Raw genomic sequence first — 24,526 nt, 5'->3', positions numbered from 1 at the left:
CTTCGTCGAGCACGCCAAGCGGGTGTCGCCGACCTGCCTCGTGCACTTCGAGAGCAACCGCCACAGCGTCCCGGCCTCGTTCGCCAATCGGCCGGGTCATGCTGCGCGGGCTCAAGATGGACGGCCTGGCCCAGGCGGTCGCCGCGCTGGTGGAGCAGGGCGCACCGGCGTTCGAGGCGGCCGTGCCGGTCCTCTCCCAGCTGCTCAAGGCCGAGATGGCCGAGCGCGAGGTGCGCTCGATCGCCTACCACACCAAGGCGGCCCGGTTCCCGGCCTACAAGGATCTGGCGAGCTTCGATTTCGCGGCGAGCGAGGTCAACGAGGCCACGGTCCGGCAGCTGCACCGGGGGGAGTTCACCGAGCGGGCCGACAACGTCGTGCTCATCGGTGGACCCGGCACCGGCAAGACGCATCTCGCCTCGGCCCTCGGTGTTCAGGCCATCGAGCACGGCCGCAAGAAGGTCCGGTTCCTCTCCACCATCGACCTGGTGAATGCGCTGGAACAGGAAAAGACTGCGAACAAGGCCGGGCAATTCGCCGGCCGCCTGCTCCGCCTCGACCTCGTCATCCTCGACGAGCTCGGCTACCTGCCGTTCAGCTCCTCGGGCGGAGCTCTGCTGTTCCACCTGCTCAGCAAGCCCTACGAGCGCACCAGCGTCGTCGTCACCACCAACCCCAGTTTCAGCGAGTGGGGTGGCGTATTCGGCGACGCCAGGATGACGACGGCCCTGCTCGACCGTCTCACGCACCACTGCCACATCCTGGAGACCGGCAACGACAGCTTCCGATTCAGAAGCAGCTCGGCCGAACCCAGAAACAGGAGAGCCAAAACACCCGCTTGACCCGCGACCAAAGTCGGCGGGACATATCCCTGCACGGGTCAGTTCTCGATGAAAACGCCGGGTCAGTCCTCAGCGAAACTCAACACAGACGGTCGTCCGAGAGCTGGTTGCGGCCGAACGTCGCTCCGCGCCTGACCGCCTTTTTCGAGAACCGCACCGCGGTGAGGGCCGTCTTTCCTTCCTTGTCTCGCGGCAGAAGCTTGCCGAGCATCGACTGCAGGCTCGTCAGGTGCTTGTTGATCGTGGCGACGGACAGGCGGGGCACCTTCCGCATCTCCTCCGGATCCTTCCCGGCGTGGATCGCGCCGCGGATGGTAGCTGCGTCCGCCTCGTCGGCCCACCGGATGGCCTCCAGCGCCGTGACACCCCGGAGTTCACCCGGCCTGCCGTGCATCACCGGCACCCGCGCCGCACGCTCCACGAAACCGGTGGCAACCTCCTTCGTCACATGCGCGGGCGTGAGATCGCCACAGAGGTCCACGAACAGGCGCCCCGCGACCATCCAGTCCCCGATCAGCTTCCCGCTCTTCTCCTTCTCCGGCTTCCTCTCGAGGGCAGCGACGCTATCCCGCACTACGTCCGACACCCGTCGTCCCGCCTCGATCGGCTTTGCGGGCTCGACCAGCGGCGGCAGTTCGGCGGGCTGCGCCTCGGAAGACATCGATGGCGCTTGAGGCTCATACTCAGCCCGGTCGGCGAGAGATCGGGGCGGCTGAACGATGGCTCGACCGGCCATCGGCATTGACAGCACGGGATCCCCCTCGGCGGGCGGGTAATCCCCTGTCTCCCGCCGGGCGCGCTCGCCCTCGACCTCGGCCAGCACGCGCAGGGCATAACGGAGGAGGATGGGGCGGACCGCCTGATCCACTTCCAAGCCCTCCTCGGCCGCGAGGCGGTCGACCACCTCCTCACTGATGGAGGTCTCGTTCGTCCGGAACGCGCGCCGAAACAGCATCGCTCGCCCAAGAGCCGCCGTCGCGCGCGCCTCCGCCCCGCCCGCGACCGTTGACCGCACTGCCACCCGGCACGGCTTGGCGGCCGACGCCGCGATCAGCCGGTCGGCCAAGCCGACGGGCAACTCGCCGGGGTGATCGGTTTCCGCATCGCCGAACCCGGCGAGTTCCCGCACCGCGTCCAGGGGCATGTCCAACTCGATCACGGGGAGGTTCGCGCCCGGGGACGCAGGCTTGCCTGCCGCCCGCTTCGCCTCGTTCCAGATCACGGTGCGGTTCCGGAGGGCCGCGAGGATCTCCCCGAGGAACCGCCCCGCCTCCGGGTTCGCGAAATCACTCATGACGACCAACCTCTCGAACTCGGCGTCGAGGAGGGCGGCCCGAATCGCCGCCACCACCCGATCCCCCGTCCTCAGGGCTGTCCGGATCTCAACCGCGCGGCACGGAAAATCAGGGGTGGACCGGTGCCTCAAGAGCCGGACGGGCAGCCGTCGCCTCCAGCACCAGCGGCCGTCCCGGAGGAGCAGGTGGGCCCTGTGGCGGCGTGGCCGCCGGCGCGCGGTACCCGGTCCTGTGTGACGCTCTTGTGTGACGGTGATGTGTGACACGGGCCGCCACGCCGCCTCCCAGGGGGTGGTGGACGACGCAAGCACCTGATCTACAAGGAAATCCGATTCGCTGGTTGGGGCGCCAGGATTCGAACCTGGGAATGGCGGTACCAAAAACCGCTGCCTTACCGCTTGGCTACGCCCCACCGTTTCCGCGCCTTAGGCGGGCCGGAACATGTCTCCGACCGCGCCCGGCGTAAAGCCCCTACCGCATCATGCCGCGCGCACGGCCCCGCCCCAGCGCCACCATGCGGGAGGAAGCGCCTCGGCCGCCCGCGCCGCCGCTTCCGCCTCGGCGAAAAGGGCGAAGCAGGTGGCGCCCGAGCCGCTCATGCGCGCCAGCAGGGCGCCGGGCAGCGCGCGCAGTGCCGCCAACACCTCTGCGACAGCAGGGCAGAGAAGGATGGCGGGCGGCTCGAGGTCGTTCCGCAGTTCCCGCAGGGCGGACGCCATCGCCGCCGCATCCGTCCAGGCCTCGGGCAGCACGGCCGGGGGGGAGAAGGGGCCGGTGCGGGCGGCGAAGATGGGCGGCGTTGGCAAGGAGACGCGCGGGTTCGCCAGGACGAGCCCGAAGCCCGGCAGCCGCGGCGCGGCGGAGAGAAGCTCTCCTACCCCCGCCATGCGCGCGGGGCGGGAGGCGAGGCAGACGGGCACGTCGGCCCCCAGGCGAAGGGCCAGGGCCTCCAGCCCGGCGACCCCGATCCCCAGGCCCCAGAAACGATCCAGTGCCCGGAGCGCCGCGGCCGCGTCGGCCGAGCCGCCCCCGATCCCGGAGGCTACCGGCAACCGCTTCTCCAGGTGAAGCGCGGCCCCGGGCAGCGGGCGGCCAGCCACTTCGGCCAGAAGGCGCGCGGCCCTGAGCACGAGGTTGTCCGGCTCCGCCGCCAGGACGCCTCCCTCCGGCCCGCCGATCGTGAGCGACAATCCCTCCGCCGGCGCGAGGGTGACGGTGTCGGCCGCTTCCGCGAAGACGACGAGGCTGTCGAGCAGGTGATAGCCGTCCGCCCGCCGCCCCGTGACATGCAGGTGCAGGTTGATCTTCGCGCGCGCGGTCTCGGCCAGTGCCGGGCCAGCCGCGCCGGCGGGCGGCCCCATCGTGGAATCAGGCGTCATGCGGCGGGAGCCTGCCTCAGCGCATCGCCGTCGTGGAAGGCAGGCCGTCGCGCATCTTCGCCTCGATCCGGCCCGTCTCGCCCGGCTCGGGGTCCAGCCCCAGGGCGCGGCGCCACTGGAAGCGCGCCTCGGCCTGCCGCCCGGCCGCCCAGTAGGCATCGCCGAGATGATCGTTGATGACGGCGTTGCGCGATTCGAGCTCGGCCGCCTTCTCGAGCCAGTCGATGGCGCCGCGCAGGTCGCCGAGGCGGAACAGCGCCCAGCCCAGGCTGTCGGCGATATGGCCGTCCTGTGGCCTCGCGGCCGCCGCGCGCTCGAGCATCCCGCGCGCCTCGTCCAGCCGCTCGCCGCGCTCCACCCAGGCATAGGCGAGGTGGTTGAGGAGAACGGGCTCCTCCGGCGAGAGGGCGAGGGCCTGGCGCAGATCCGCCTCCGCCCCGGCCCAGTTGCCCGCCCGCTCGCGCGCGACCGCGCGGGCGTGGAAGAGCGGCCAGTCGGCGGCGCCGGGCTGGGGGAGGCGCGCGATCGCGCGGCCATAGGCCGTGGCCGCCTCGGCGGGCCGGCCCTCGCGCCGGAGAAGGTCGCCCATGGCGATGGCGGGCTGGGGCGCGGCGGGATAGGCCTCCGCCAGCCGCCGCAGCAGCGCCGCCGCCTCCTCACCCCGGTCGAGCCGGCCGAGCAGGCCCGCGCGGCGCAGCGCGGCCAGCGGAGCCATCGGGTCGCCCTCGGGCACCCCTTCCAGCACGGCCAGGGCGGCGGCGACGTGGCGCTCGTCCGCCATGCTCTCGGCGGCCAGGATCTGGGCGGGGGCGAAGCCCGGGCGCAGGCGCAGGGAGAGCCGCGCGAGGATGAGCGCCAGCTCCGGCGCCCCCTGCCCCCGCAGCGCGGCGCCGAGCGCCACCTGCGCCTCGGCCATCCCCTCCGTCGCGGAGGCAACGGCGCGGCCGGAGAGCGCCGCCCGCCGCGCGGCCGGCCCCGCCGTCAGCGCGATGTCGTCGGAGCCGAGGGACATGGCGTCGAACAGCCGCGCCCCGTCGGCCTCGCGCCCGGCGCGGGCGAGGATGCCGGCCGCGATCGTCGCCAGCCGCAGGTTCGGTTCCGGCGTCTCGGCCACGGCAATGCGGACCAGGCGCTCCGCCTCGCGCGGGCGGTTGGCGAGGTCGGCGATCATCGCCCCGTGCAGGGCGGCGACGCCGCGAAGCTGCCCGCCCTCGCTGAAGGGCTTCAGCGTGGCCAGGGCCGTGTCGGCGTTCCCGCGGCCGGCCTGGGTCCAGGCGAGGAGAAGGGGCTGGAGAATCTGCGCGCTGCCCTGCCGCGGCAGCCCGCGGATGCGCGCCTCGGCCCGCTCCCACCGGCCGGCCTGGGCATCGGCGCCGGCCAGTAGCAGGGCGGCGAGCTGGCTCTCGGGCAGGCGCCGGGCGAGGCGCACGGCCTCGGGGCGGCCGTCCATCACCGCGGCGTTGAAGGCGCGGGTGAGGATCTCGGCCTCGTCGGGATCGGCGGCGAGCGCGGTCAGCAGCGCCTCGGCCGCGGCGCCCGCATCGCTCTCATTCGCGGCGAGCCGCCCGGCGAGATAGGGGCCGAAGACACCGGCGGGCCCGAGGGCGGGCGCGGCGCGGCGCGGTGCCGGCACCGGGGCCGGCGCTTCCTCGGCCACTATCGCCGGACCCTCGCCAGCCCCGGCGGAGGCGGCGCCGGAGCGCTCCCCGGCCGCGCAGCCCGCCAGCAGCGCCGCGGCGAGGAGCAGGGCCCTTTTTCCACCGCGCGGGCTTCCGCCCCAGGCACGGGGGGGATGGGGCAGGAGGGACCGGAGCGTGGCTTCGGACGGCTTCATGCGATGCAGCGTAAGATCACCGGAGCGTGATATGCCAGCCTCTCCTGCCCCTTCGTGCCCGGCCGCGACGGAGTGTGGCATTTCTGTGCTGGATGCCCGCTGCCGGGCGCCGCCATCCGGGCCGGGTTCCCGGCCCTCACGCCTTCGTTCACCCGATGTTCTTGACGAGTCGCGGGTGGCACCCCCAAATCAGGAGAACACAAGGTGAACTTCTGAGGAGGCCATCATGCCGGACGGCAGCCTGGGCAGCCCTCTGCTGAACCGCGGATCGACCCTGCCCGGCCTCCGGCGCGGCCGCGGCGCCGTCTCCAACCCGGACAACCGCTTCGAGCGGCGCCGGACCGATGCGTTCGACGATGGCTGGGGCACGCTGGCCGAGGCGATGGCGGACCTGCCGCCGCTGGCCACCTCCCTGACGCGCGACGCCTCCCGCTCGGCCCTCACCTGGAACGACAGCCCGGATATCGGCTTCGACCGCTCGGTGAATCCCTACAAGGGCTGCGAGCACGGCTGCATCTACTGCTACGCGCGCCCGACCCATGCCTATATCGGCCTCTCCCCCGGCCTCGACTTCGAGTCCCGCCTCCTCTTCAAGCCGGAGGTGGCGATGCTGCTGGAGAAGGAGCTGCGCAGGCCGGGCTACGAGCCGCGCCCCATCGCGCTGGGCTCCAACACCGATCCCTACCAGCCCGTCGAGCGCACCCTCGGCCTCACCCGCCAGGTGCTGGAGGTGCTGGACCGCTTCAGCCATCCCGTGACCATCGTGACGAAGTCGGCCGGGGTGCTGCGGGACATGGACATCCTGACGCGCATGGCCTCGCGCAACCTCGTCCAGGTCTGCCTCTCCGTCACGACGCTGGACAACCGCCTCGCCCGCATCATGGAGCCGCGCGCGGCCGCCCCGCTGCGCCGCCTGGCCGCGATGCACGAGCTGTCCCGCGCCGGCATCCCCGTGGGCGTGCTCGCCGCGCCCATGATCCCCGGCGTGAACGACGCGGAGATGGAGAAGATCCTCGAGGCCGCCCATGCCCATGGCGCCCGCGCCGCCGGCTACGTGCTGCTGCGCCTGCCGCTGGAGATCCGGCAGATGTTCGAGGACTGGCTGAACGCCCACATGCCGGACCGCGCCGCCCGCGTCCTCGCCCTCATTCGCGAAACCCGCGCGGGCAAGACCTACGACCCCCGCTTCGGCACCCGCCAGACGGGCACCGGCCCCTATGCCGACATGCTCGCCCGGCGCTTCGCGGTGGCGATGAAGCGGCTGGGCCTGGACGGGGCGCGGGAGAACGGCTCCCTCGACTGCAGCCGCTTCGCGGTGCCCGGGGTGGAGCAGCGGCAGCTGGAGCTGCTCTGACCCCCGTTCGGCGAGAGGCCCTGCCTCCCGCCCGATAGACGCGGCGGCCGCCCGGACCGTCGCGCCCCGCGCCGCCTCAGCCGGCCGGAACGGGCTCCGCGGCGAAGCCTGCCGTGGCGGGCGCCCTCTCGCCGCGCACGCTGCGGTAGATCGCGATCACGCCGAGCGAGGCGGGCAGCACCGCGAGGGAGGGCACCGTCGCCACCGCGGCCACCGCCGCCGCGGCGAGGCAGCCCGCCGCCGCCCCCGTGTCCCACCCCGTCTCCGCCGCGAAGTGGAAGGCGTAGGCCGCACCCGAGCGCTTGGCCCGGTCGTAGATCACGCTCATCAGCACGGGGACGTAGAGGCACGACACCGCCGCACCGGTGGCGTTGGCGATGGCGGCCGCGGCCGGGGACCAGCCCGCGCCGGCACGCAGCGCGAAGCCGAGCAGGAGGGCGAGGCAGACGAGGAGGAGGTAGCGGTCCCGCTGCCCCCGGTCGATCGCGCGCCCGCAGAGGAGGCCGGCCACTGCCCCGACGAGCCCCGCCATCGCATTGGCCATGCCGAAGGCCTCGTAGCCCGAGCCGAGGGCGGTGAAGAGGATCATCGGCCAGGCGAGGGCGAGGCCGGAGGCCATCCAGCCATCGGCCGCGAAGGCGGCGATGCCGGCACGGTCGAAGCCGCGCACGGCTTCCCGCAGGCTCGGCACGGCGCCGGCCGGGATCTCGCCCATGGAGAGGAGCGGCAGCACGGAGAGGAGGGTGAGGACGGAGGCGATGCCGAAGCCCACCGGCGGCCCGAGGTGCTCCAGCAGGAAGCCGCCCATCAGCGGCCCCACGATGCCGACGAGGGCGCAGACCGCCGTGCGGATCCCCAGCTCGCGCCCGCGCGACGCGCCACCGCCCGTCACCGCCGCCGCGGCGTGGTAGACGGGCCAGTAGACCGCCTCCGCGAGAGAGGCGAGCAGCACCCAGGCGAGCAGCCCGCCCATCCGGTCCGCCCCAATGAGAGGAAGGAACTGCAGGGCGCTGAGCGCCGCGCCCGCGATGACCGTGCGGCGGTAGCCCAGGCGCCGCACCGCGCCGAGCGCGACGAAGCGCAGCCCGAAGCGGATCATCAGCAGGCCGGCATAGGCGACCAGCGCGAAGGAGAGGCTGAAGCCGAGGCGCATGAGATAGGCGCCGATGAAGCCGCCCGCCGAGGCCACCGCGAGCTGGAACAGGGCGTAATGCGTGGTGAGCAGCCGGAACTGGCCGTGACGGGGCACGATGGCGGATCCTTCTGGAGGCCGCGATCGGGTCCGGGAGGAGGCGTGGAGACGGACCGGAGCGGCGCCCTGGATATCGCTCACATCTCCGTGATTGTCAAATAATCGTGAGTTTCATTCTATTTCTGCGGGTCCTCGCCTGCCCTTCGAAAAGGGCCTGCTGAGGAAGGGCGAACCCGCCAGGCCGAAGCGCCACGGCGCCTCCATCCCGCGGCTGATCCCGATCCTGGGGCCGCTCACCACCTCGGCCACGGCCTCGCGGGGGAGCAGCAGGAAGGGCTCCCGGACCACCGGGAGCCCGTCCATCGCGCCGGTGACGCCCAGCGCCCCGCACAACCGCCCCGGCCCGCTGCACAGCAGCCTCTCAGCCAGCACGCCGCGCCGCTCCCGCATGGCCTCGATCCCGCGCACCGGCCGGATGGCCCGGATCAGCACCGCGTTGCCGGTCGCCCCGGCGCCGCAGACGAGGTTGAGGCACCAGTGAAGCCCGTAGGAGCGGTAGACATAGGCGTGGCCGGGCGGGCCGAACATGGAGGCGTTGCGCGGCGTCGGCCCGCGGAAGCTGTGGGATGCCGGGTCCTCGGCCGTGTAGGCCTCGGTCTCCACCACCACCCCGCCCACGCCGCCGACGAGAAGCGTCGTGCCGATGAGGTCGCGGGCCAGCTCGGGCGCGGGGCGCTCGAAGAAGGAGGGGGGAAGCGGGGACACCGGACAGGGAGGCCCGGGCCGTCAGGCCGCGGCCCCCAGGGGCCGCCGCGTCCCGCGAAGATACACGCGCACCGCGCGCCGGATGCGCTCCCGCACCGCCGCGGCCGGGAAGGCGGGGACGACCCCGATCAGCAGCTCGTGGTGAAAGGCCCCGAACGCCGCGCCCATGAGCATCCGCGCCTCGTCCTCGGCCGCGAGGATCTCATGCCCTCCCCCTCGCCCGAGCTCCTCCAGATAGGCTTCCAGGGAGAGCCGCGCGGTGCCCACCCCGCGACGCTCGGCGGCCTCCAGCAGAGCGGGGCTGTGGGTGTACTCCGTCAGCGTCATCCGCGTCAGCGCGATGGCGCTGGGGTCGAGGATATGGCCGGCGACCTTCTCCATGAACTCGACCAGGGCCGCCTCGGGCTCCTTCGTCCGGTCGATGGCGACGGAGCAGACCTCCCCCTTCGCCCGGTCGAGAAGCGCGAAGAACAGGTCCTCCTTCGAGGCGAAGAGCTTGTAGATCGTCTTCTTCGAGCATCCGGCGCGGCGCGCCACGGCATCCATGGTGGCGACGTGGAAGCCCTCGGCCGCGAAGACATCCCTCGCGGCCGAGAGGATGCGGTCCCGCTGGACGGCACCCTCCCCGGGCAGCTCGCAAGGGATGACGCCTGCTTCCACCGGTGATCCTCCTCACGATGCTGCGATGCAGCATCGGCTTGACCTTCGTCCCCGGTCTAACCAGTTTCGAGCGGCGCGGAAACCCGCGAGTTTCTGCCCCTCCCTCGTCGGAAGCCAGCGATGCGCCGAACCTCTTCTCCCCCGGCCGCCTCCCGCCGCGTGGGCAGCCGCTCGCGGCCCTGGCCGCTGCTGGCCCTGCTCCTCCTCCCCTTGCTGCTCGCCGGCTGCAAGGACGAGGTCCAGGCCGCCCCTGCCCCCGCCCCGCCCCCGGCGACCGTGGTGCGTCTCCAGGCCGGGCCGGTCCCGGTGCAGACGGTGCTGCCCGGCCGCACCTCACCGCTGCGCGTCGCCGAAATCCGCCCGCAGGTGAGCGGCATCCTGCAGCAGCGCCTGTTCCGGGAAGGGGAGGCAGTCACGGTCGGCCAGCCCCTGTTCCAGATCGACCCCGCCCCCTATCGCGCCTCCCTCGCCAGCGCGGAGGCGAACCTCGCCCGCGCCACGGCGGCGCAGCAGAATGCGGAGGCGACGCTCGACCGCTACCGGCCGCTCGCGCGCCAGAACATCGTCAGCCGGCAGGATTACGACAACGCCGTCGGCGCCCAGCGGCAGGCCGTGGCGGAGGTGGCCTCCGCCCGCGCGGCGCTGGATTCCGCCCGCATCGACCTCGACCGCACGCGCATCACCTCCCCCATTCCCGGCCGCACCGGCCGCACGCTCCTGACGGACGGCGCGCTCGTCACGGCGAACCAGGCCGCTCCGCTGCTCACCGTCACCCAGCTCGACCCCATCCTGGTGGACCTGAACCAGCCCGCCGGCAGCCTCCTGCGCCTGAGGCGGGAGCTGGAGGCCGGGCGCCTGCGCCGCGGCGAGGCGGGCGAGGCCGAGGTGCGCCTCCTGCTCGACGACGGCACGGAGTACGAGCACACGGGCCGGCTGAAGTTCTCCGAGGTGACGGTGGATGCCGATACCGGCTCCGTCACACTGCGCGCCGAGTTCCCCAACCCGGACGGCCTCCTCATGCCCGGCCTCTTCGTCCGCGCGCGGCTGGAGAGCGGGGTCGCGCCCGAGGCGGTGCTCGTTCCCCAGCAGGCCGTGACGCGCAACGGGCGCGGCGAGGCCGTCGCCTTGGTGGTGGACGCCGAGGGCACCGTGCGCCAGCGCCTCGTCCGCACGCGCCAGGCGATCGGCAACAAGTGGCTGGTGGACGAGGGGCTCGCGGATGGCGAGCGCGTGGTGGTCGAGGGCGGGCAGCGCCTGCGCGACGGGGTGAAGCCCGAGTTGCGCGAGGTGACGGTGGAGGAGCTGGACCGCGGCGCCGCCCCGCCCCGCCAGACCGCCCAGGCGCAGGGCTGAGCCGGGATGCCGCGCTTCTTTATCGACCGCCCCGTCTTCGCCTGGGTGATCGCCATCGGCATCATGCTGATGGGCGGCATCGCCATCCGCGGCCTGCCCGTCGCGCAGTACCCGACGATCGCGCCGCCCACCATCGCGATCAACGTCACCTATCCCGGCGCCTCGGCGCAGACGGTGCAGAACACCGTCATCCAGGTCATCGAGCAGCAGATGACGGGGCTGGACGGGCTGCTCTACTTCATCTCCCAGAGCAACCGGGACGGATCGGGCCAGATCGCCCTCACCTTCGCCCAGGGGACCGATCCCGACACGGCCCAGGTGCAGGTGCAGAACAAGCTCTCCCTCGCCCAGCCGCGCCTGCCCCAGGCCGTGCAGCAACAGGGCATCCGCGTCGCCAAGGGCGCGACGAGCTTCCTCATGGTCGCCGCCTTCGTCTCGACCGACGGGCAGATGACGACGAACGACATCGCGGACTACATCGGCTCCACCGTCCAGGACCCGATCACCCGCACCTACGGCGTCGGCAACTTCAACCTCTTCGGGTCGCAATACGCGATGCGGGTCTGGCTGGACCCGGACCGGCTGAACGCCTTCGAGCTGATGCCGGCCGATGTGACGGCCGCCATCGCCGCCCAGAACGTGCAGGTCGCCTCGGGCGAGCTGGGCGCGCGCCCCACCATTCCGGGGCAGATGCTCAACGCCACGCTCATCGGCCCCTCCTATCTCAGCAGGCCCGAGCAGTTCGGCTCGATCCTGCTGAAGGTGAAGCCGGACGGCTCCCAGGTGCGGCTGCGGGACGTGGCGCGGGTGGAGCTGGGCGCGGAGAACTACGCGCTCAGCAACGTCCATAACGGCCGCCCAGCCGCGGGCATCGCCGTCCAGCTCGCGCCCGGCGCGAATGCCGTAGCGACGGCGGAGGCGGTGCGCGCCACCATCGACGGCCTGCGCCCGACCCTGCCGCCCGGGGTGGAGGTGCAGTACCCCCTGGACACCACGCCCTTCGTGAAGATCTCGATCGAGGAGGTGGTGAAGGCGCTGGCCGAGGCGATGGTCCTCGTCTTCGTCGTCATGTACGTCTTCCTGCAGAACTTCCGCGCGACGCTGGTGCCGACGCTGGCCATTCCCGTCGTGCTGCTCGGTACCTTCGCCGTGCTCTCGGTGGCTGGTTATTCCATCAACACCCTGACGATGTTCGCCATGGTGCTCGCCATCGGCCTGCTGGTGGACGACGCCATCGTCGTGGTGGAGAATGTCGAGCGCCTGATGGAGACCGAGGGCCTCTCCCCGCTGGAGGCCACGCGCAAGTCGATGGACCAGATCTCCGGCGCCCTCGTGGGCATCGGCCTCGTCCTCTCGGCCGTCTTCCTGCCGATGTTCTTCTTCGGCGGCTCGGCCGGCGTGATCTACCGCCAGTTCTCGCTGACGATCATCACGGCGATGACCCTCTCCGTCCTCGTCGCCCTGACCTTCACCCCCGCCCTCTGCGCCACCATCCTGCGCCCGCCCGCGCATGGGGAGCGGCGCGGCTTCTTCGGCTGGTTCAACCGGGGCTTCGACCGGACCACACGCGGCTATGTCGGCGGTGTGCACGGCATCGCCTCGCGCCCTGCGCGCTTCCTCGTCATCTACGCTGGCCTCGCGGTCGCCATGGGCGTGCTCTATGCCCGCCTTCCCACCTCCTTCCTGCCCGACGAGGACCAGGGGGTGATGTACGCCCAGGTCGTCGCGCCGCCTGGCGCCACGGTGGAGCGCACCCAGCGCGCGCTGGACGAGGTGATCTCCTACCTCCTCAATGAGGAGAAGGAGGTGGTGGATTCCGTCATGGGCGTCACCGGCTTCAACTTCAGCGGCCGCGGCCAGAACGCGGCCCTGACCTTCATCCGGCTGAAGGACTGGTCCGAGCGGCCGGGCGAGGAACGGTCGGTCGCCGCGCTCTCCCGCCGGATCGGGGCACGCTTCGCGCGCTATCCCGACGCGCAGATCATCGCCTTCGCCCCGCCCCCGGTCAGCGAGCTGGGCAATGCGAGCGGCTTCGCCATGCAGCTCCTCGACAACGGCTCCCTCGGGCGCGACGCGCTGGTAGCGGCGCGGGACGGGTTGCTGGCCGCCGCCGCGCGCAGCGAGGTGGTGGCGGGCGTGCGGCCGAACGAGCAGAACGCCGAGCCGCAGTACCGGCTCGACATCGACTGGGAGCGCGCAAGCGCCCTCGGCCTCACCATCGCCCAGGTAAACAGCACCCTCTCCGCCGCCTTCGGCGCCTCCTATGCCGGGGACTTCATCGATCGCGGGCGCATCAAGCGCGTCTACATGCAGGGCGACGCGCGGGCCCGCATGCAGCCGGACGACCTCTCCCGCTGGTACGTGCGGAATCTCTCGGGCGACATGGTGCCCTTCTCCGCCTTCTCCAGCGCGAGCTGGGAGCTCGGCTCGCCCCGCCTCGCGCGCTTCAACGGCATCGGCGCGATCGAGATCCAGGGCAACGCCGCCCCCGGCCGCACCACGGGCGAGGCGATGGCGGAGATGGAGCGCCTGGCGGCGGAGCTGCCGCGCGGGATCGGCGTGGCCTGGACCGGGCTCTCCTACGAGGAGCGCGCCTCGGGCTCGCAGGCCTTCGCCCTCTACGGCATCTCCATGATCGTCGTCTTCCTCTGCCTCGCCGCCCTCTACGAGAGCTGGGCGATCCCCGTCTCGGTCATGCTCGTCGTGCCGCTCGGCGTGCTCGGCGCCGTCTCGGCCACGCTGCTGCGGGGCATGTCGAACGACGTGTACTTCCAGGTCGGGCTGCTCACCACGATCGGCCTCTCGGCGAAGAACGCCATCCTCATCGTCGAATTCGCCAAGGAGCACTTCGAGGCCGGGGAGAGCCTGCTCGACGCCGCCCTTCACGCGGCGCGGGAGCGGCTGCGGCCGATCCTGATGACCTCGCTCGCCTTCGTTCTCGGCGTCGTGCCGCTGGCCATCTCCACCGGCGCGGGCGCCGGCGGGCGGCAGGCGATCGGCACGGGGGTGATCGGCGGCGTGGTCACGGGCACGGTGCTCGCGGTGTTCTTCGTGCCGCTCTTCTTCGTCACGGTGCTGCGCCTGTTCCGCACCAAGCGCGCCTCCGAGCGGGCAGGCGCGAGCCCCGCCCCCGCCCCGGCGGAGTGAGGCGGGGCCCGCGCCTGCCTTGCCAGGGCCGGCGCGGGCTCATTGCGGTGCAGCACAACCTTCGGTAGCCTGCCCCCACTCACCCCGGACCTGGTGCAAGCCCAGGTGGCTCTTCCGGCCGCCGATCCGCCGGACAATGCGGCGCGACGCCAGGACAGAGGCGTGCCTCGCGCCGCCTTCGAGATTCCACAACATGAAGACCCCGATCTTCTTCCACGACCGGGCCGAATGGTTCAGCGGCGTCGGCGACCTGCGCCGCGACGTGCTGGCCGGCATGGTCGGCACCTTCGCCCTCATCCCCGAGGTGATCGCCTTCTCCTTCGTCGCCGGCGTCGATCCCGAGGTCGGCCTCTTCGCCTCCTTCGTCATCAGCGTCGTCATCGCCTTCACCGGCGGGCGGCCCGCCATGATCTCGGGGGCGGCCGGCTCGGTGGCCCTCGTCGCGGCGGCGCTGGTGGCGAGCCACGGGCTGCAATACCTGCTCGCGGCCACGGTGCTAGCGGGGCTGCTGCAGATCGTCTTCGGCCTGCTGCGGCTGGACGTGCTCATGCGCTTCGTTTCGAAATCCGTGCGCACGGGCTTCGTCAACGCGCTGGCCATCCTCATCTTCTCGGCCCAGGTGCCGCAGATGCTGGGGGTGACCTGGCACACCTACGCGCTGATCGCGGCGGGGCTGGCGATCATCTACCTCGTCCCGCGGCTGACGACGGTGATCCCCTCCCCCCTCATCTGCATCCTGGTGCTGACGGGGCTGACCATGACCGTGCCGATGCCGGTCGCCACCGTAGCCGATCTCGGGCGGCTGCCGGAATCCCTTCCCTCCTTCCTCATCCCGCAGGTGCCCTTCAGCCTCGGGACCCTCGCCATCGTCGCGCCCTACGCGCTCGCCATGGCGATGGTGGGGCTGCTGGAATCCATGATGACGGCGAGCGTGGTGGACGACCTGACGGAGACCACCTCCTCCAAGGCGCGGGAATGCACCGGCCTCGGCCTCGCCAATCTCGCGGCGGGGCTCTTCGGCGGCATCGCCGGCTGCGGCATGATCGGGCAGACCGTGGGCAATGTCCGCTTCGGCGGGCGGGGCCGCGTCTCGACGCTCACGGCCGGGGTGTTCCTCCTCGTGCTGATGGTGCTGCTCCGCCCCTGGGTGGCGCAGGTGCCGGTGGCGGCGCTGGTCGCCATCATGATCATGGTCTCGGTCGAGACCTTCTCCTGGGCCTCGCTGCGCGACCTCGCGCGGCACCCGAAGATGTCGAGCCTCGTGATGCTCGCGACCGTGGCGGTCACGGTGTTTACCCACAACCTCGCGGCCGGGGTCGCGGTGGGCGTGCTGCTCAGCGGCGTGTTCTTCGCCTTCAAGGTCATGCAGCTGATGGATGTTCGCAGCAGCTACGACGCGGCGACGGACACGCGGACCTACCAGGTCACCGGCCAGGTCTTCTTCGCCAGCGCCGATGCCCTGGGCGAGAGCTTCGATCTCCGCGACACGGCCCGGCGCATCCGCATCGACCTCACCGGCGCGCATCTGTGGGATGTCACGGCCGTGGCCGCGCTGGAGGCGGTGGTGACGAAGCTGCGCCGGCACGGGGCGGAGGTGGAGCTGGTCGGGATGAACTCGGCCAGTTCCATCCTGGTCGATCGCCACGCCCCCCTGGTCCAGGCGGGCTAGCCGGGCAGGCCGGGCCCGCAGCTAGGGCCCGGCTACGGTTTCCAGGCCGGCGAGCAGGCCGGAGCGCAGGAAATCCCGGCGGAAGAGGTCGCGGATATGCGCGGGCGAGGCCTCCTCGCGCACGCTCTCCATCACCTTCAGGGCGTGCTGCCAGCGGGGGCCGCCGAAGCTCTCGCGCACCTCCGCGAGGAAATCGATCATCCCGCGCAGGTCCGTGTCGGCCGGTGCGTAATAGGGGTAGTCGTCGCCGAGGCGGCGGCGCGCCTCGGTGTCGCTGGCGCAGACGATGACGGGAACGCCGCAGGCGCCGGCGGTGGCGCCCTTGGTGAAGGGCTTGAGGACGCTTGGCAGGAAGCGGGCCGGGCGGACGGCGTAGTGGATGCTGTAATCCGCGAAGCGGGGGATCCAGTCCGCGCTCCGGCTGATGGCGATGATGGTGTCCACGATCCCGGCCTCGGCGAGTTCGGGCAGGAAGACCGCGCCCTCCGCGCTCCCGAAATAGCCGCAGCGGAAGGTGGAGGTATCCACGCGAACGCTTTCCAGCCGCGGGTTGGCGTGGTGCGGGATGTAGACGACTGGCTTGTCGGGGTAGCGCTGCCGGAATCTCTCGTGCTGCAGGAAGGAGCTGGAGACCAGCCCGTGGGCGAGCGGGAGGATCGTCTTCCAGTCCGGTCCGTCAAGGATGTCGAGGAAGACCCTGTTCCCCCAGGACAGGAGTTGCTCGACGCCTCCCGCCCCGTACTCGGTGATGGCCGTCTTGTTCATGATGACGGCCGCGTCCCGGATCTCGGTCAGGCCACGCGTCACGCTCACCTGGAAGCCCTCGGCCTCGGCCGCGGGGCGGAGGATGTCGGCGAGCTGGTCGCCGCGCATCACGGCGGTTCCCGCCCGCCACAGCGTCTCCCCGATGAGGATATGGATGTGACGGATCATGCCCTGCCGATTACCCCAAGCCCTCCATATCAATTATAAGACGATTTGAGCAATTCAGGAAGGGAGGGACGGAGCGCGTTCCTCCCCCAACGACCACCTCTTGGTCGGCAGCCGCTTAGGAGCCGCTGAACAGGAGGTCGAATTGGCGCTGCTGCTCCGCCAGCTCCGCGGCGAGCGGCGCGTAGGCGGGCCGGACCTCCCCTTCGGGCAGGAGCTCGAACAGGCCGTTCGGACAGTAGCGGCCGTCATCCCACCCCCCATGCGACAGCACGGGGTAGAGGCAGATTCCCTCCATCGGCACGCCGGCGCGCATGGCGGCCCGCACCTCCTCGCCGATGTAGCGCAGCCAAGGGGCCCGCTCGTCGCCCTCGATGCTCGTCTCGGCCATGAAGATCGGACGGCGATAGCGCTTGTAGACCCCGGCCAGGAGGTCGCGCAGCGGGCAGTGCCGGGGATCGCCGGGCAGCAGCGCCTCCCGCGCGCCACCGTGCAACCACTGGTTGTTCCAGTAGTAGTTCACCCCGACGATGTCGAGCATCTCCGGCGCCCCGCCCAGCTCGGGGCAGCTCGTCCCGGCCACCATGTCCCAGGCGTCAAACTGGCCCTCGTTGCGCGCCGCGGCCTCGGCAGGATCCTGGTCCTCGCGGGCGACGATGTTGATGATGGGATCGATCGCCAGGATGCGCGTGCCCGGCGCCGCCTCGCGCACCGCGCGCGTGCCGGCCAGGGTGGCGCGGACGAGCTGGCGCTTCAGCTCCTCGCTGCGCTCGCGCTCGTGCAGACAGGGATTCATCAGCCCCGCCTCCCCGCCGGCCCAGGCGAAGAAGGAGATCTCGTTCACGAGGCAGAGCATCGGCGCCTGCCCCGTTTCCTCCAGGTGAAGCCGGGTGAAGGCGCCCGCGAAGGCCGCGAAGCGGTCGACGAAGGCGGCGGAGAACACGTCCAGCCCGTCCGGCCAGCCATAGTGGCAGAGGTCCCAGGAGACCTGCGTGCCCGTCTCCCGCGCGGCCCGCAGCAGCGGCAGGGCGGAGGACCAGTCGTAGTGGCCGGGCGCGGTCTCCACGAGGTGCCAGCGGATGCCGTCGCGCGCGGCGCGGATGCCGTGCTGCGCCAGCAGGCGGTAGTCCTGCGCGGCGAGCACGTCGTGCCGGGTGTCGTGCAGCAGGTCGAGCCGCAGCCCGTCCCGGCGGCGATGGGTGGAGCACTCGAAGCCGCCGAGGAAGAAGCTGCGGAAGAGTGACGGCCGGAAGGACATGCCGGAGGAGGTCTCACCCTCGGAGGCGGAGCGGAAGGCGGCGCGGTTGTCCGCGGGGATGTGCTGCATGGCTGTTCCGATCAGGCCGCGGCGGCCGTGCGGCGCCGCGCGCCGATTTCCAGGACGAGACGGGCGGCCGCGTCCACCCCGCCACCGCCGGTGACGAGGGACCGCGCGCGCGCCGTCATGGCCTGCTTGGCCGAGTTGTCGTCGAGAAGGGTGCGGAAGGCGCCGGTCACCCCCTCGGGGGTGATGGCGTCGGGCAGGAAGACCGGCGCGGCCCCGTTCCGCCCCAGCGCCTCGGCGAGGAGGAGGGTCTCTGAGATGGGGCCGGGGAGCAGCACCATCGGCGTGCCCAGCGCCGCCGCCTCGTGCATCGTGCTCGTGCCCTCGCCGATGACGATGTCGGCGGCGCTGATGTGCCGCAGGGCCTCGGCCTGGGGCACCACGCCCTCGATCCGCACCCAGTCCGGGAAGCTCTCCAGCCCGAGGATGCCGCGCAGCTCCGCTGCGTCATGCACAGCGATGAGGTGCAGCCGCAGCCCGGGATGGGTGCTGCCCCGCAGCGCCGCCGCGGCGCCGAAGACGCCGCGCAGGACGCGCGTGCCGAAGTCCCGGGTGAAGGGGAAGTTCCGCACGGCGTAGAGGATCATCGGGCTGCCCGGCTCGGCTCCCAGCCCCGCCCGCGCCTCGTCGCGCCCCGGCACGGAGGCGAGGTCGAGGAAGGGCCCCGTCTTCACGATGAGGTCCTCGACGAGGGACAGTTCCTCCGGCAGGGCGACGAGCGGCGCATAGGCCCAGATGATGGCGTCCATTCCCTTCATCAGCGGCCAGTCGCCGAACAGCTCGTCGCCGACCGGCGGGATGGGGATGGAGACCCAGGCCGCGTGGGGCACCCCGGCGCGGAGCGGGAAGAGGTAGCGGGCCGTGTCGTCCACGATCACGTCCGCATCGCCGAGGCAGGCCTGCGTCACCGCCGCCCGGTTGGCCCGGGAGATCGGGGGGAGCAGCCGCGGCCGGTAGCCCATGCGCATGGTCATGTCGACGTTCTGCGGGCGCAGGCGGCAGGTATCCAGCACGTACTCGATCTCGACCGAGGGATCCGCCCGCTTCAGCGCCCTCGCGAGGGTCGCCGTGCGCGAGACATGGCCGATGCCGCCCTCCACGCAGGGAATCATGATCACCTTCACGCCCGTCCCTCCGAACGGCATGTCCCGTCGAAATCCCGGCATGGCTGCATGGACCGGCCTGTCCCTTTCCTGTTGAAGCTCTTGATGCACGGATCGGGAAAGAGTTCCAGGCACATTCCCGCTCTCCCAGTGATGCGACATGTCGCGCCGCATGGCCCGCCATCAACCCAACGGGCAGCCCGGCCACCGGACACGGCGATTCACATTTGTTACCAACCCACTGCAACTTTTCTCTTCGAGAGGAAACATTGACGCCTCACGAGCGCTAGTCTCGGCTGAGACGGGAGAGGGACTGATTGAGGCATGCTGCAATGAACAGCCTTCAGTTGTGGGGCGGCATCGAGTGCACCGTCCTGCGTGCCGGCGGCGAGTGGCGGGACCAGCTGCTCGATACCGGACATCACGATCGCGAGACGGATCTCGATCTCGTCGCCTCCCTCGGGATCCGGAAGCTGCGCTACCCCGTGCTCTGGGAGAGGGTAGCGCCAGAGAGCCTCGACAGACTGGACTGGTCCTGGACCGACACGCGGCTCGCACGACTGCGCGCATTGGGATGCGACCCCATCGCGGGCCTCGTCCATCACGGCTCCGGCCCGGCCTATACGAGCCTGCTCGACCCTGAATTCCCGGAGAAGCTGGCGCGCTACGCAGGGCTGGCCGCGGCGCGCTATCCCTGGGTGCGGGACTGGACGCCCGTGAACGAGCCGCTGACCACCGCGCGCTTCTCCGGCCTCTACGGCCACTGGTTCCCGCATGGGCAGGACGGGCGCAGCTTCCTCACCGCGCTGATGAACGAGTGCCGCGGCGTGGCCCTCGCGATGCGGGCGATCCGTGAGGTAAGGCCGGATGCGCGGCTGATCCAGACCGAGGATCTCGGCCGCGTCTTCTCCACCAAGCCCCTGGCGGGCCAGGCGGCGCATGAGAACGAGCGGCGCTGGCTCAGCCTCGACCTTCTCTGCGGCCGGGTGGACCGCGACCATCCCTGGTACGCGATCATGGTCGCCGAGGGCGTTCCCCAGGCGCATCTCGACGAGATGGTCGCCAATCCCTGCCCGCCGGACATCATCGGCATCAACCACTACGTGACGAGCGACCGCTTCCTCGACCACCGCGTCGCGCTCTATCCCCCCGAGACGGTCGGCGGCAGCGGTGGGCAGGTCTATGCCGATGTCGAGGCCGTGCGCGTTCCCCTGCCCCCGCATTACGAGACGGGCGCGGAGGCGCGGCTGCGCGAGGCCTGGGAGCGCTACAACCTCCCGATCGCGGTGACCGAGGCTCATCTCGGCTGCCGGGAGCCGGAGGAATGCGTCCGCTGGCTCGTCGAGGTGTGGCACGGGGCCAACCGCTTGCGGCAGGAAGGCGTGGACCTCCGGGCAGTGACGGTCTGGTCCATGTTCGGGGCGATGGACTGGTGCTCGCTCCTCCGCCGCCGCGACAACGCCTATGAGCCGGGCGTCTTCGACGTCCGCCACGATCCCCCGCGCCCCACCCCGCTCGCCGAGGCCGTGCGCGCCCTGGCGACGACGGGCCATTTCTCCCACCCGGACGTGGAGCAGCCGGGCTGGTGGCGACGCGAGGACCGCTACCTCGCCGGAGCCCGCCTGGCCGCGCATAGCGGCGATTGAGTGACGGAACTGCCCCGCCCCCCTCGCCGGGGTGGCGGGGCAGGTCTCAAAAAATCGCGGACTGAGTTGCCGTCACGTCCTGATACAGAGGATCGGAAAGCGGAGGCCGGGATGGCACGCCAGCCCGAAGCCCGCCGGCAGCGCCCCGAGGCCCTTCAGCCCGCCGCCTCCGCCTCCCCGGCCGGCACCCAGGAGTTGTTCTGCCTGACGAGCAGCGTGCTCAACTCGGGCACCGGCCCGGTGACCACGGCCTGGACCACACGCTAGAGCAGGGCCTGCACGGCGAGGCAGCGGTCGGACCACTGACCGAGTTCGCCAGGCGTCGAAGGCACCTCGGCCCGGCTGAGGCCCGTCCGGGAGGGCTTGAGCTTCGTCATCGAGAACACTGCAAGGCCGTTGCCCGGCTACCCGCACCAGCCGACCTCCCACATGCCGTGCAGCAGGTTGCTTCGCGTCTGCTGGACCGCCTCGAAATCGGCGGCGGCCTGATTCATCACGGGCAGGATGTCCTGGCCCTGCTGCTTGGGAAACCGAACTCCTCGTCGGTGACGATCTGCCCGACCGCCGCACGGAATACATGGAACAGCGGCCCAGCGCGGCATGCTGCTCCGTCATCTCGGGGCTGCACGCATGATCGGCGGCGATCTCGCTCATCCCTCCCTTCCCTGCGAGGGCGCTGGATGGATTCTCTGTCCCGCCGCCCCGCCTCTTCCTCGCGCGACTTCTTCAGAGCGATTCCCGGCCAGATGTTCCGAAGAGGAAGCCCGGCTCCGTAGCCGCCCAGGACTCTCGCAATGCCCCTCACCGGCCAGACGCTCCGGTGAACACTTCCGAGCGGCGATGCCGGAAGTCATGCTCCGAAAGCACCCGCGCGACTGCCGCGGCGATCTTGCCTCCTCCCTGATCGGAGGGCTCGATCGGATTGGCGAAGTCCGCGTCCTCCGTACAGACAAGTCGTAGATCGAGGACGGGAAGCCCCCGGGCGAAAGCGGCACGAAGGATTACGTCATTGAACAGCGCAAGGCCCGCCACGGCCAAGGTCTGACGCAACGTCTCCAGGAAGCGCGGATCGTAGATGGTGCAGATTGCCACCGGCAGCCCGCGTGCGAGAACCGCGTCGAGCATGACGAGGTAATCGCGCTGAAATCCTTCGCGCAGCGCGGCGATCCTGGCCGCGCCGTCACCGACGCTTCTCGCGGGCTCCCCGAAAATACCTTCCCGCCGGAGCCCGTCATTGCCCCCGACGCTGACCACCAGATGCGTCGCATCGGCCGGGAGATGCGCGAGCTGCCCTGGTACGTCAGCGGATACCGCACCGTCGACCGCGGCCAGCGTCGCGCGCCATGGATGCGGTAGCCGCTCGCGCAGATGCGCCACGACTTCCGGGCGGCTGCCAACATAGGCCTTGTTGTCGAGGGAGGAATCGCCGAGCAGCACGACATGCCCCGCACCGGGCGGCCGGTGCGCACGTGACGGGGATGGGCCGGACGTCATGACCTGTCCCAAAGCCGCAGCGATGGCGAGCGCCTTTCTGCGCGGCATTCCCGGGAGAACGGATGCTGGCAGCGCTCTCCCTCCTCCCTCGAACCAACGAGCCCCGGCACTGCCGACACGCAGTTCACGTGCGGATCTGCCCCTAGCCCCTTCCGCGCTTCGCCTGCACGACCCGCACCTGGGCGTGCCGGATCAAGCTGCGCATGCCGGCCCAGGTCCGGTCCCATGACATGAGCGAGAGGCGGCGGTCCACCCGCTCCAGCCACTCCGCGGTTGGCACTTCCAGCGCGCGCGCAAGCGCTGCGACGGCCTCGTCGGCATTTGCGGCGATGCCGACGAGCTTCTCCTCGCCCCAGGGACGAACCACGTCGGCGATGGCGGTCGAAACGACGGGGAGGCCGGCTGCGAGATATTCCGGCGTCTTGGTGGGGCTGATGAAACGCGTGGCCTCGTTCAGTGCGAAGGGCATGAAGCCGGCATCCCAGTTCGCGAGATGCATCGGCAACTCCGCGTAGCGTCGGCCACCGAGCCAGTGGATGTTGGGACGCTGGGGCAGGGCGGCGGAATCGATCTTCACCACGGGGCCGATCATCACGAAGGACCAGTCAGGCCGCCGCTCCGCGCAAGCGGCCAGGAAGTCCAGGTCCATGCGCTCGTCCACCACGCCGAACCACCCGATGCGGGGATGCGGAATGGCGGCAAGCTCCGGCGGTTCGGCAAGTGCCCTGTCCCGCGCCTGCCCGAAATGCGCTGTCTCGACGGAGGAGGGAAAGCAATGGACGTGCTGATGCAGCCCTCGCTTCGCTTCGTAGAGGGAAGCACCACCGGTGAAGACGAGGTCCGCGCGGCGAAGCAACCGCCGCTCCTCCAGCAGCAGCCCTGGCGACGCATCCTTGAAAGCCGAGAGCTCGTCCATGCAGTCATAGACCACGAGGCGTGGCGTGAGATGCCCCGCGAAGGACTGCGCGAGCGGCGTATAGTACCAGACCAGATCGGGTTGCCCCTCCTCAGCCAGCAACGCATCGAGCAAGGCGCGCTGCATCCGCTCCACGCTGCCGGGAACGCCGTCCCAGTAAGGCAGGATCGGAGAGGCCAGTTCCACGCCGCCCTCCACGACGCGGCGCTCCAGGCGCGGGAGATCCGGAGCCGGCGGCTCGAAGCGCGGATCCTCCAGGACGACGACATGCCAGTCCCGCGCGGCACGGGTCATCAGGTGCTGCGGTCGTTGCAGCACGAGATCCCATCGCAGATGGGAAACACAAAGCAGGAGGGGGCGGTCAGCGCCTGTTTGAGGAAACATGATCGCGCACGACTCCACACACTCTCAACATTCCGAACGTCCTACACGCGATGCGAGTGGCATCACAGGCAGGTGTATCCGCAACGACATGGCCCTGCCCCTCGCATGCAACACGGCACAGATCCCCGGCAGCGCAGCACCACTTCCCGCAAGCGGTCCGTCCTAGTGAATTGTCTTCTAAAAGGTCACGATCCCGTTGCCCCGGATCAACGGCGTTGCCACCGGATTACCTGCCTGTAAGCTGGCGGCATGAACCGTGTCCTCATTCGTCAGCTTGCCGTGCTGACGTCGCCGCCCTGACCAAGGAAGCCTGCCGCAGCTGCCGGCAGGACAAGCGATAGCGCGAGCCGATCCCGGAACCAGCCCTCCGAGGGCGGCCCGTGCTCTGCAAGCGCTGCATGCTCGAGGCAGCGCACCAGACCCTATCCCATTCGTCACCGAGCGCCTGCCCGATCCTTGCCCTGCAGGGTCATGACGGCTCGCCCGCGCTCAAGCGAAAGACCGGTTCGTGCCCCGAAATACACGCGTGCCTCGCGTGGCAAGCAGCGACCCCGCGCGCCTCATCGCCGATTCGCGTCGCTTCCTGCTCGTCTTCTTTCTGCTGGTCCTCTCAGGAATCGGCCTGGTCGCCGGCGCTCATGTCGCACTCGCGCGCAAGGGCCTGCTTCCTCCCCCTCCGCTGGCGGCCACAGGCTGCATCGACGACAAGTTCCGCGCCCTGCGTGATGCCCCCTTGGCCGACCGCACCCTTCTCGCGGTGGGCTCCTCCGCTACCTGGCGCAACCTGGACATCCCCGCCCTTGAACGCCGGCTGCAGGGTAGCCGAGGATTCAACGCCGCGCCCTGCTACCTTCACATCGACCAGACCGAGTACCTCACCGCCTTCCTGCTCGAGCGCATACCGGAGGTGGACACGGTCATCACCGTCGTAGCGCCGCGCGATTTCGAGTCGTGCGCGCCCGAGGAGCGCGCCTTCTTCGACGCCGCCCTTACCGCGGCCTACCTGGACCGGCAGGTGCCGCACTGGCTACCCTATGTCACGGGCTTCCGCCCCCTCTACCTCGCGCGCGAGTCCCTGGCGCGAAGAGCGAGCCTGACCCTGTACCCAAAACTGGTCCAGCTCCCGGGAGAGCCTTCCGGCTTCTGACCCTGTACCCAAAACTGGTCCAGCTCCCGGGAGAGCCTTCCGGCTTCTTCAGGGGCCGTTTCGGGCCGCCTGGGCAGCAAACTCAAGGGGCG

Annotated in this window: 19 protein-coding genes, 1 tRNA gene and 1 other annotated feature; of the genes, 8 read left to right on the top strand and 12 right to left on the bottom strand. The window is 70.9% G+C overall.

Features of this window, described 5'->3' with window-relative positions:
- Window positions 1–98: 98 nt before the first annotated feature.
- Window positions 99–842, top strand: a complete 744-nt coding sequence (gene istB, locus FHS87_RS21580) for an IS21-like element helper ATPase IstB (protein WP_184521486.1) — start codon at window positions 99–101, stop codon at window positions 840–842.
- A 79-nt stretch (window positions 843–921) separates the two neighbouring features.
- Here istB and FHS87_RS21575 read toward each other — a convergent pair whose 3' ends face one another.
- From FHS87_RS21575 to FHS87_RS21560, 4 genes are all read right to left on the bottom strand, one after another.
- On the bottom strand, window positions 922–2,403 hold the full coding sequence (locus FHS87_RS21575) for a DUF6538 domain-containing protein (protein ID WP_312862068.1): 1,482 nt from the start codon (window positions 2,401–2,403) through the stop codon (window positions 922–924).
- 71 nt (window positions 2,404–2,474) lie between these two features.
- Window positions 2,475–2,549, bottom strand: a tRNA-Gln gene (locus tag FHS87_RS21570).
- A 67-nt stretch (window positions 2,550–2,616) separates the two neighbouring features.
- A complete protein-coding gene (locus FHS87_RS21565; protein ID WP_184521493.1) occupies window positions 2,617–3,498 on the bottom strand; it encodes a 4-(cytidine 5'-diphospho)-2-C-methyl-D-erythritol kinase in 882 nt (293 codons plus the stop codon).
- Between the two features lie 34 nt (window positions 3,499–3,532).
- On the bottom strand, window positions 3,533–5,350 hold the full coding sequence (locus FHS87_RS21560) for a tetratricopeptide repeat protein (RefSeq protein WP_184521482.1): 1,818 nt from the start codon (window positions 5,348–5,350) through the stop codon (window positions 3,533–3,535).
- 226 nt (window positions 5,351–5,576) lie between these two features.
- Between FHS87_RS21560 and FHS87_RS21555 the strand changes: the two genes are divergently transcribed.
- The gene (locus FHS87_RS21555; protein ID WP_184521479.1) at window positions 5,577–6,704 is read left to right on the top strand and encodes a PA0069 family radical SAM protein; all 1,128 of its coding nucleotides are present in this window, start codon (window positions 5,577–5,579) and stop codon (window positions 6,702–6,704) included.
- A 76-nt stretch (window positions 6,705–6,780) separates the two neighbouring features.
- Here FHS87_RS21555 and FHS87_RS21550 read toward each other — a convergent pair whose 3' ends face one another.
- The 3 genes from FHS87_RS21550 to FHS87_RS21540 form a co-directional block, all read right to left on the bottom strand.
- Window positions 6,781–7,953, bottom strand: coding sequence for an MFS transporter (locus FHS87_RS21550; protein ID WP_184521477.1), 1,173 nt, complete (start codon window positions 7,951–7,953; stop codon window positions 6,781–6,783).
- Window positions 7,954–8,067: 114 nt separating this feature from the next.
- Window positions 8,068–8,661, bottom strand: a complete 594-nt coding sequence (locus FHS87_RS21545) for a DNA-3-methyladenine glycosylase (RefSeq protein WP_184521475.1) — start codon at window positions 8,659–8,661, stop codon at window positions 8,068–8,070.
- A 21-nt stretch (window positions 8,662–8,682) separates the two neighbouring features.
- On the bottom strand, window positions 8,683–9,321 hold the full coding sequence (locus tag FHS87_RS21540; protein ID WP_184521473.1) for a TetR/AcrR family transcriptional regulator: 639 nt from the start codon (window positions 9,319–9,321) through the stop codon (window positions 8,683–8,685).
- 120 nt (window positions 9,322–9,441) lie between these two features.
- Between FHS87_RS21540 and FHS87_RS21535 the strand changes: the two genes are divergently transcribed.
- From FHS87_RS21535 to FHS87_RS21525, 3 genes are all read left to right on the top strand, one after another.
- Complete coding sequence (locus tag FHS87_RS21535) at window positions 9,442–10,674, top strand: efflux RND transporter periplasmic adaptor subunit (protein WP_184521471.1); 1,233 nt, start codon at window positions 9,442–9,444, stop codon at window positions 10,672–10,674.
- A gap of 6 nt (window positions 10,675–10,680) precedes the next feature.
- On the top strand, window positions 10,681–13,821 hold the full coding sequence (locus FHS87_RS21530; protein ID WP_184521469.1) for an efflux RND transporter permease subunit: 3,141 nt from the start codon (window positions 10,681–10,683) through the stop codon (window positions 13,819–13,821).
- Between the two features lie 83 nt (window positions 13,822–13,904).
- Window positions 13,905–13,960, top strand: a sequence feature (sul1 is cis-regulatory element that is thought to sense ions involved in sulfur or methionine metabolism; They are found in Alphaproteobacteria).
- 54 nt (window positions 13,961–14,014) lie between these two features.
- On the top strand, window positions 14,015–15,490 hold the full coding sequence (locus tag FHS87_RS21525) for a SulP family inorganic anion transporter (protein WP_184521467.1): 1,476 nt from the start codon (window positions 14,015–14,017) through the stop codon (window positions 15,488–15,490).
- Between the two features lie 21 nt (window positions 15,491–15,511).
- Here the strand turns inward: FHS87_RS21525 and FHS87_RS21520 are convergent, their stop codons facing one another.
- The 3 genes from FHS87_RS21520 to FHS87_RS24560 form a co-directional block, all read right to left on the bottom strand.
- A complete protein-coding gene (locus tag FHS87_RS21520) occupies window positions 15,512–16,423 on the bottom strand; it encodes a hypothetical protein (protein ID WP_184521465.1) in 912 nt (303 codons plus the stop codon).
- 115 nt (window positions 16,424–16,538) lie between these two features.
- Window positions 16,539–17,747 (bottom strand): glycoside hydrolase family 1 protein, encoded by a 1,209-nt coding sequence (locus FHS87_RS21515; RefSeq protein WP_221300259.1) that lies wholly within the window; start codon window positions 17,745–17,747, stop codon window positions 16,539–16,541.
- A gap of 11 nt (window positions 17,748–17,758) precedes the next feature.
- A complete protein-coding gene (locus tag FHS87_RS24560; RefSeq protein ID WP_184521463.1) occupies window positions 17,759–18,868 on the bottom strand; it encodes a glycosyltransferase in 1,110 nt (369 codons plus the stop codon).
- 311 nt (window positions 18,869–19,179) lie between these two features.
- On the opposite strand from FHS87_RS24560, the gene FHS87_RS21505 reads away from it, so the two are divergent.
- Window positions 19,180–20,493, top strand: a complete 1,314-nt coding sequence (locus tag FHS87_RS21505) for a family 1 glycosylhydrolase (protein WP_184521461.1) — start codon at window positions 19,180–19,182, stop codon at window positions 20,491–20,493.
- Window positions 20,494–20,604: 111 nt separating this feature from the next.
- A complete protein-coding gene (locus FHS87_RS21500; protein ID WP_184521459.1) occupies window positions 20,605–20,760 on the top strand; it encodes a hypothetical protein in 156 nt (51 codons plus the stop codon).
- Between the two features lie 534 nt (window positions 20,761–21,294).
- Here FHS87_RS21500 and FHS87_RS21495 read toward each other — a convergent pair.
- Window positions 21,295–21,930 (bottom strand): GDSL-type esterase/lipase family protein, encoded by a 636-nt coding sequence (locus tag FHS87_RS21495; protein ID WP_221300258.1) that lies wholly within the window; start codon window positions 21,928–21,930, stop codon window positions 21,295–21,297.
- 199 nt (window positions 21,931–22,129) lie between these two features.
- The gene (locus tag FHS87_RS21490; protein WP_184521457.1) at window positions 22,130–23,197 is read right to left on the bottom strand and encodes a glycosyltransferase; all 1,068 of its coding nucleotides are present in this window, start codon (window positions 23,195–23,197) and stop codon (window positions 22,130–22,132) included.
- Between the two features lie 625 nt (window positions 23,198–23,822).
- Here FHS87_RS21490 and FHS87_RS21485 point away from each other — a divergent pair.
- On the top strand, window positions 23,823–24,434 hold the full coding sequence (locus FHS87_RS21485) for a hypothetical protein (RefSeq protein WP_184521455.1): 612 nt from the start codon (window positions 23,823–23,825) through the stop codon (window positions 24,432–24,434).
- Window positions 24,435–24,526 lie beyond the last annotated feature (92 nt).

This window comes from Muricoccus pecuniae (genome assembly GCF_014199205.1).
GTDB classification, from domain to species: domain Bacteria; phylum Pseudomonadota; class Alphaproteobacteria; order Acetobacterales; family Acetobacteraceae; genus Roseomonas; species Roseomonas pecuniae.
The sequence above is the reverse complement of the archived record's forward strand: the minus strand, read 5'-3'. Positions and strand labels throughout refer to the sequence as shown.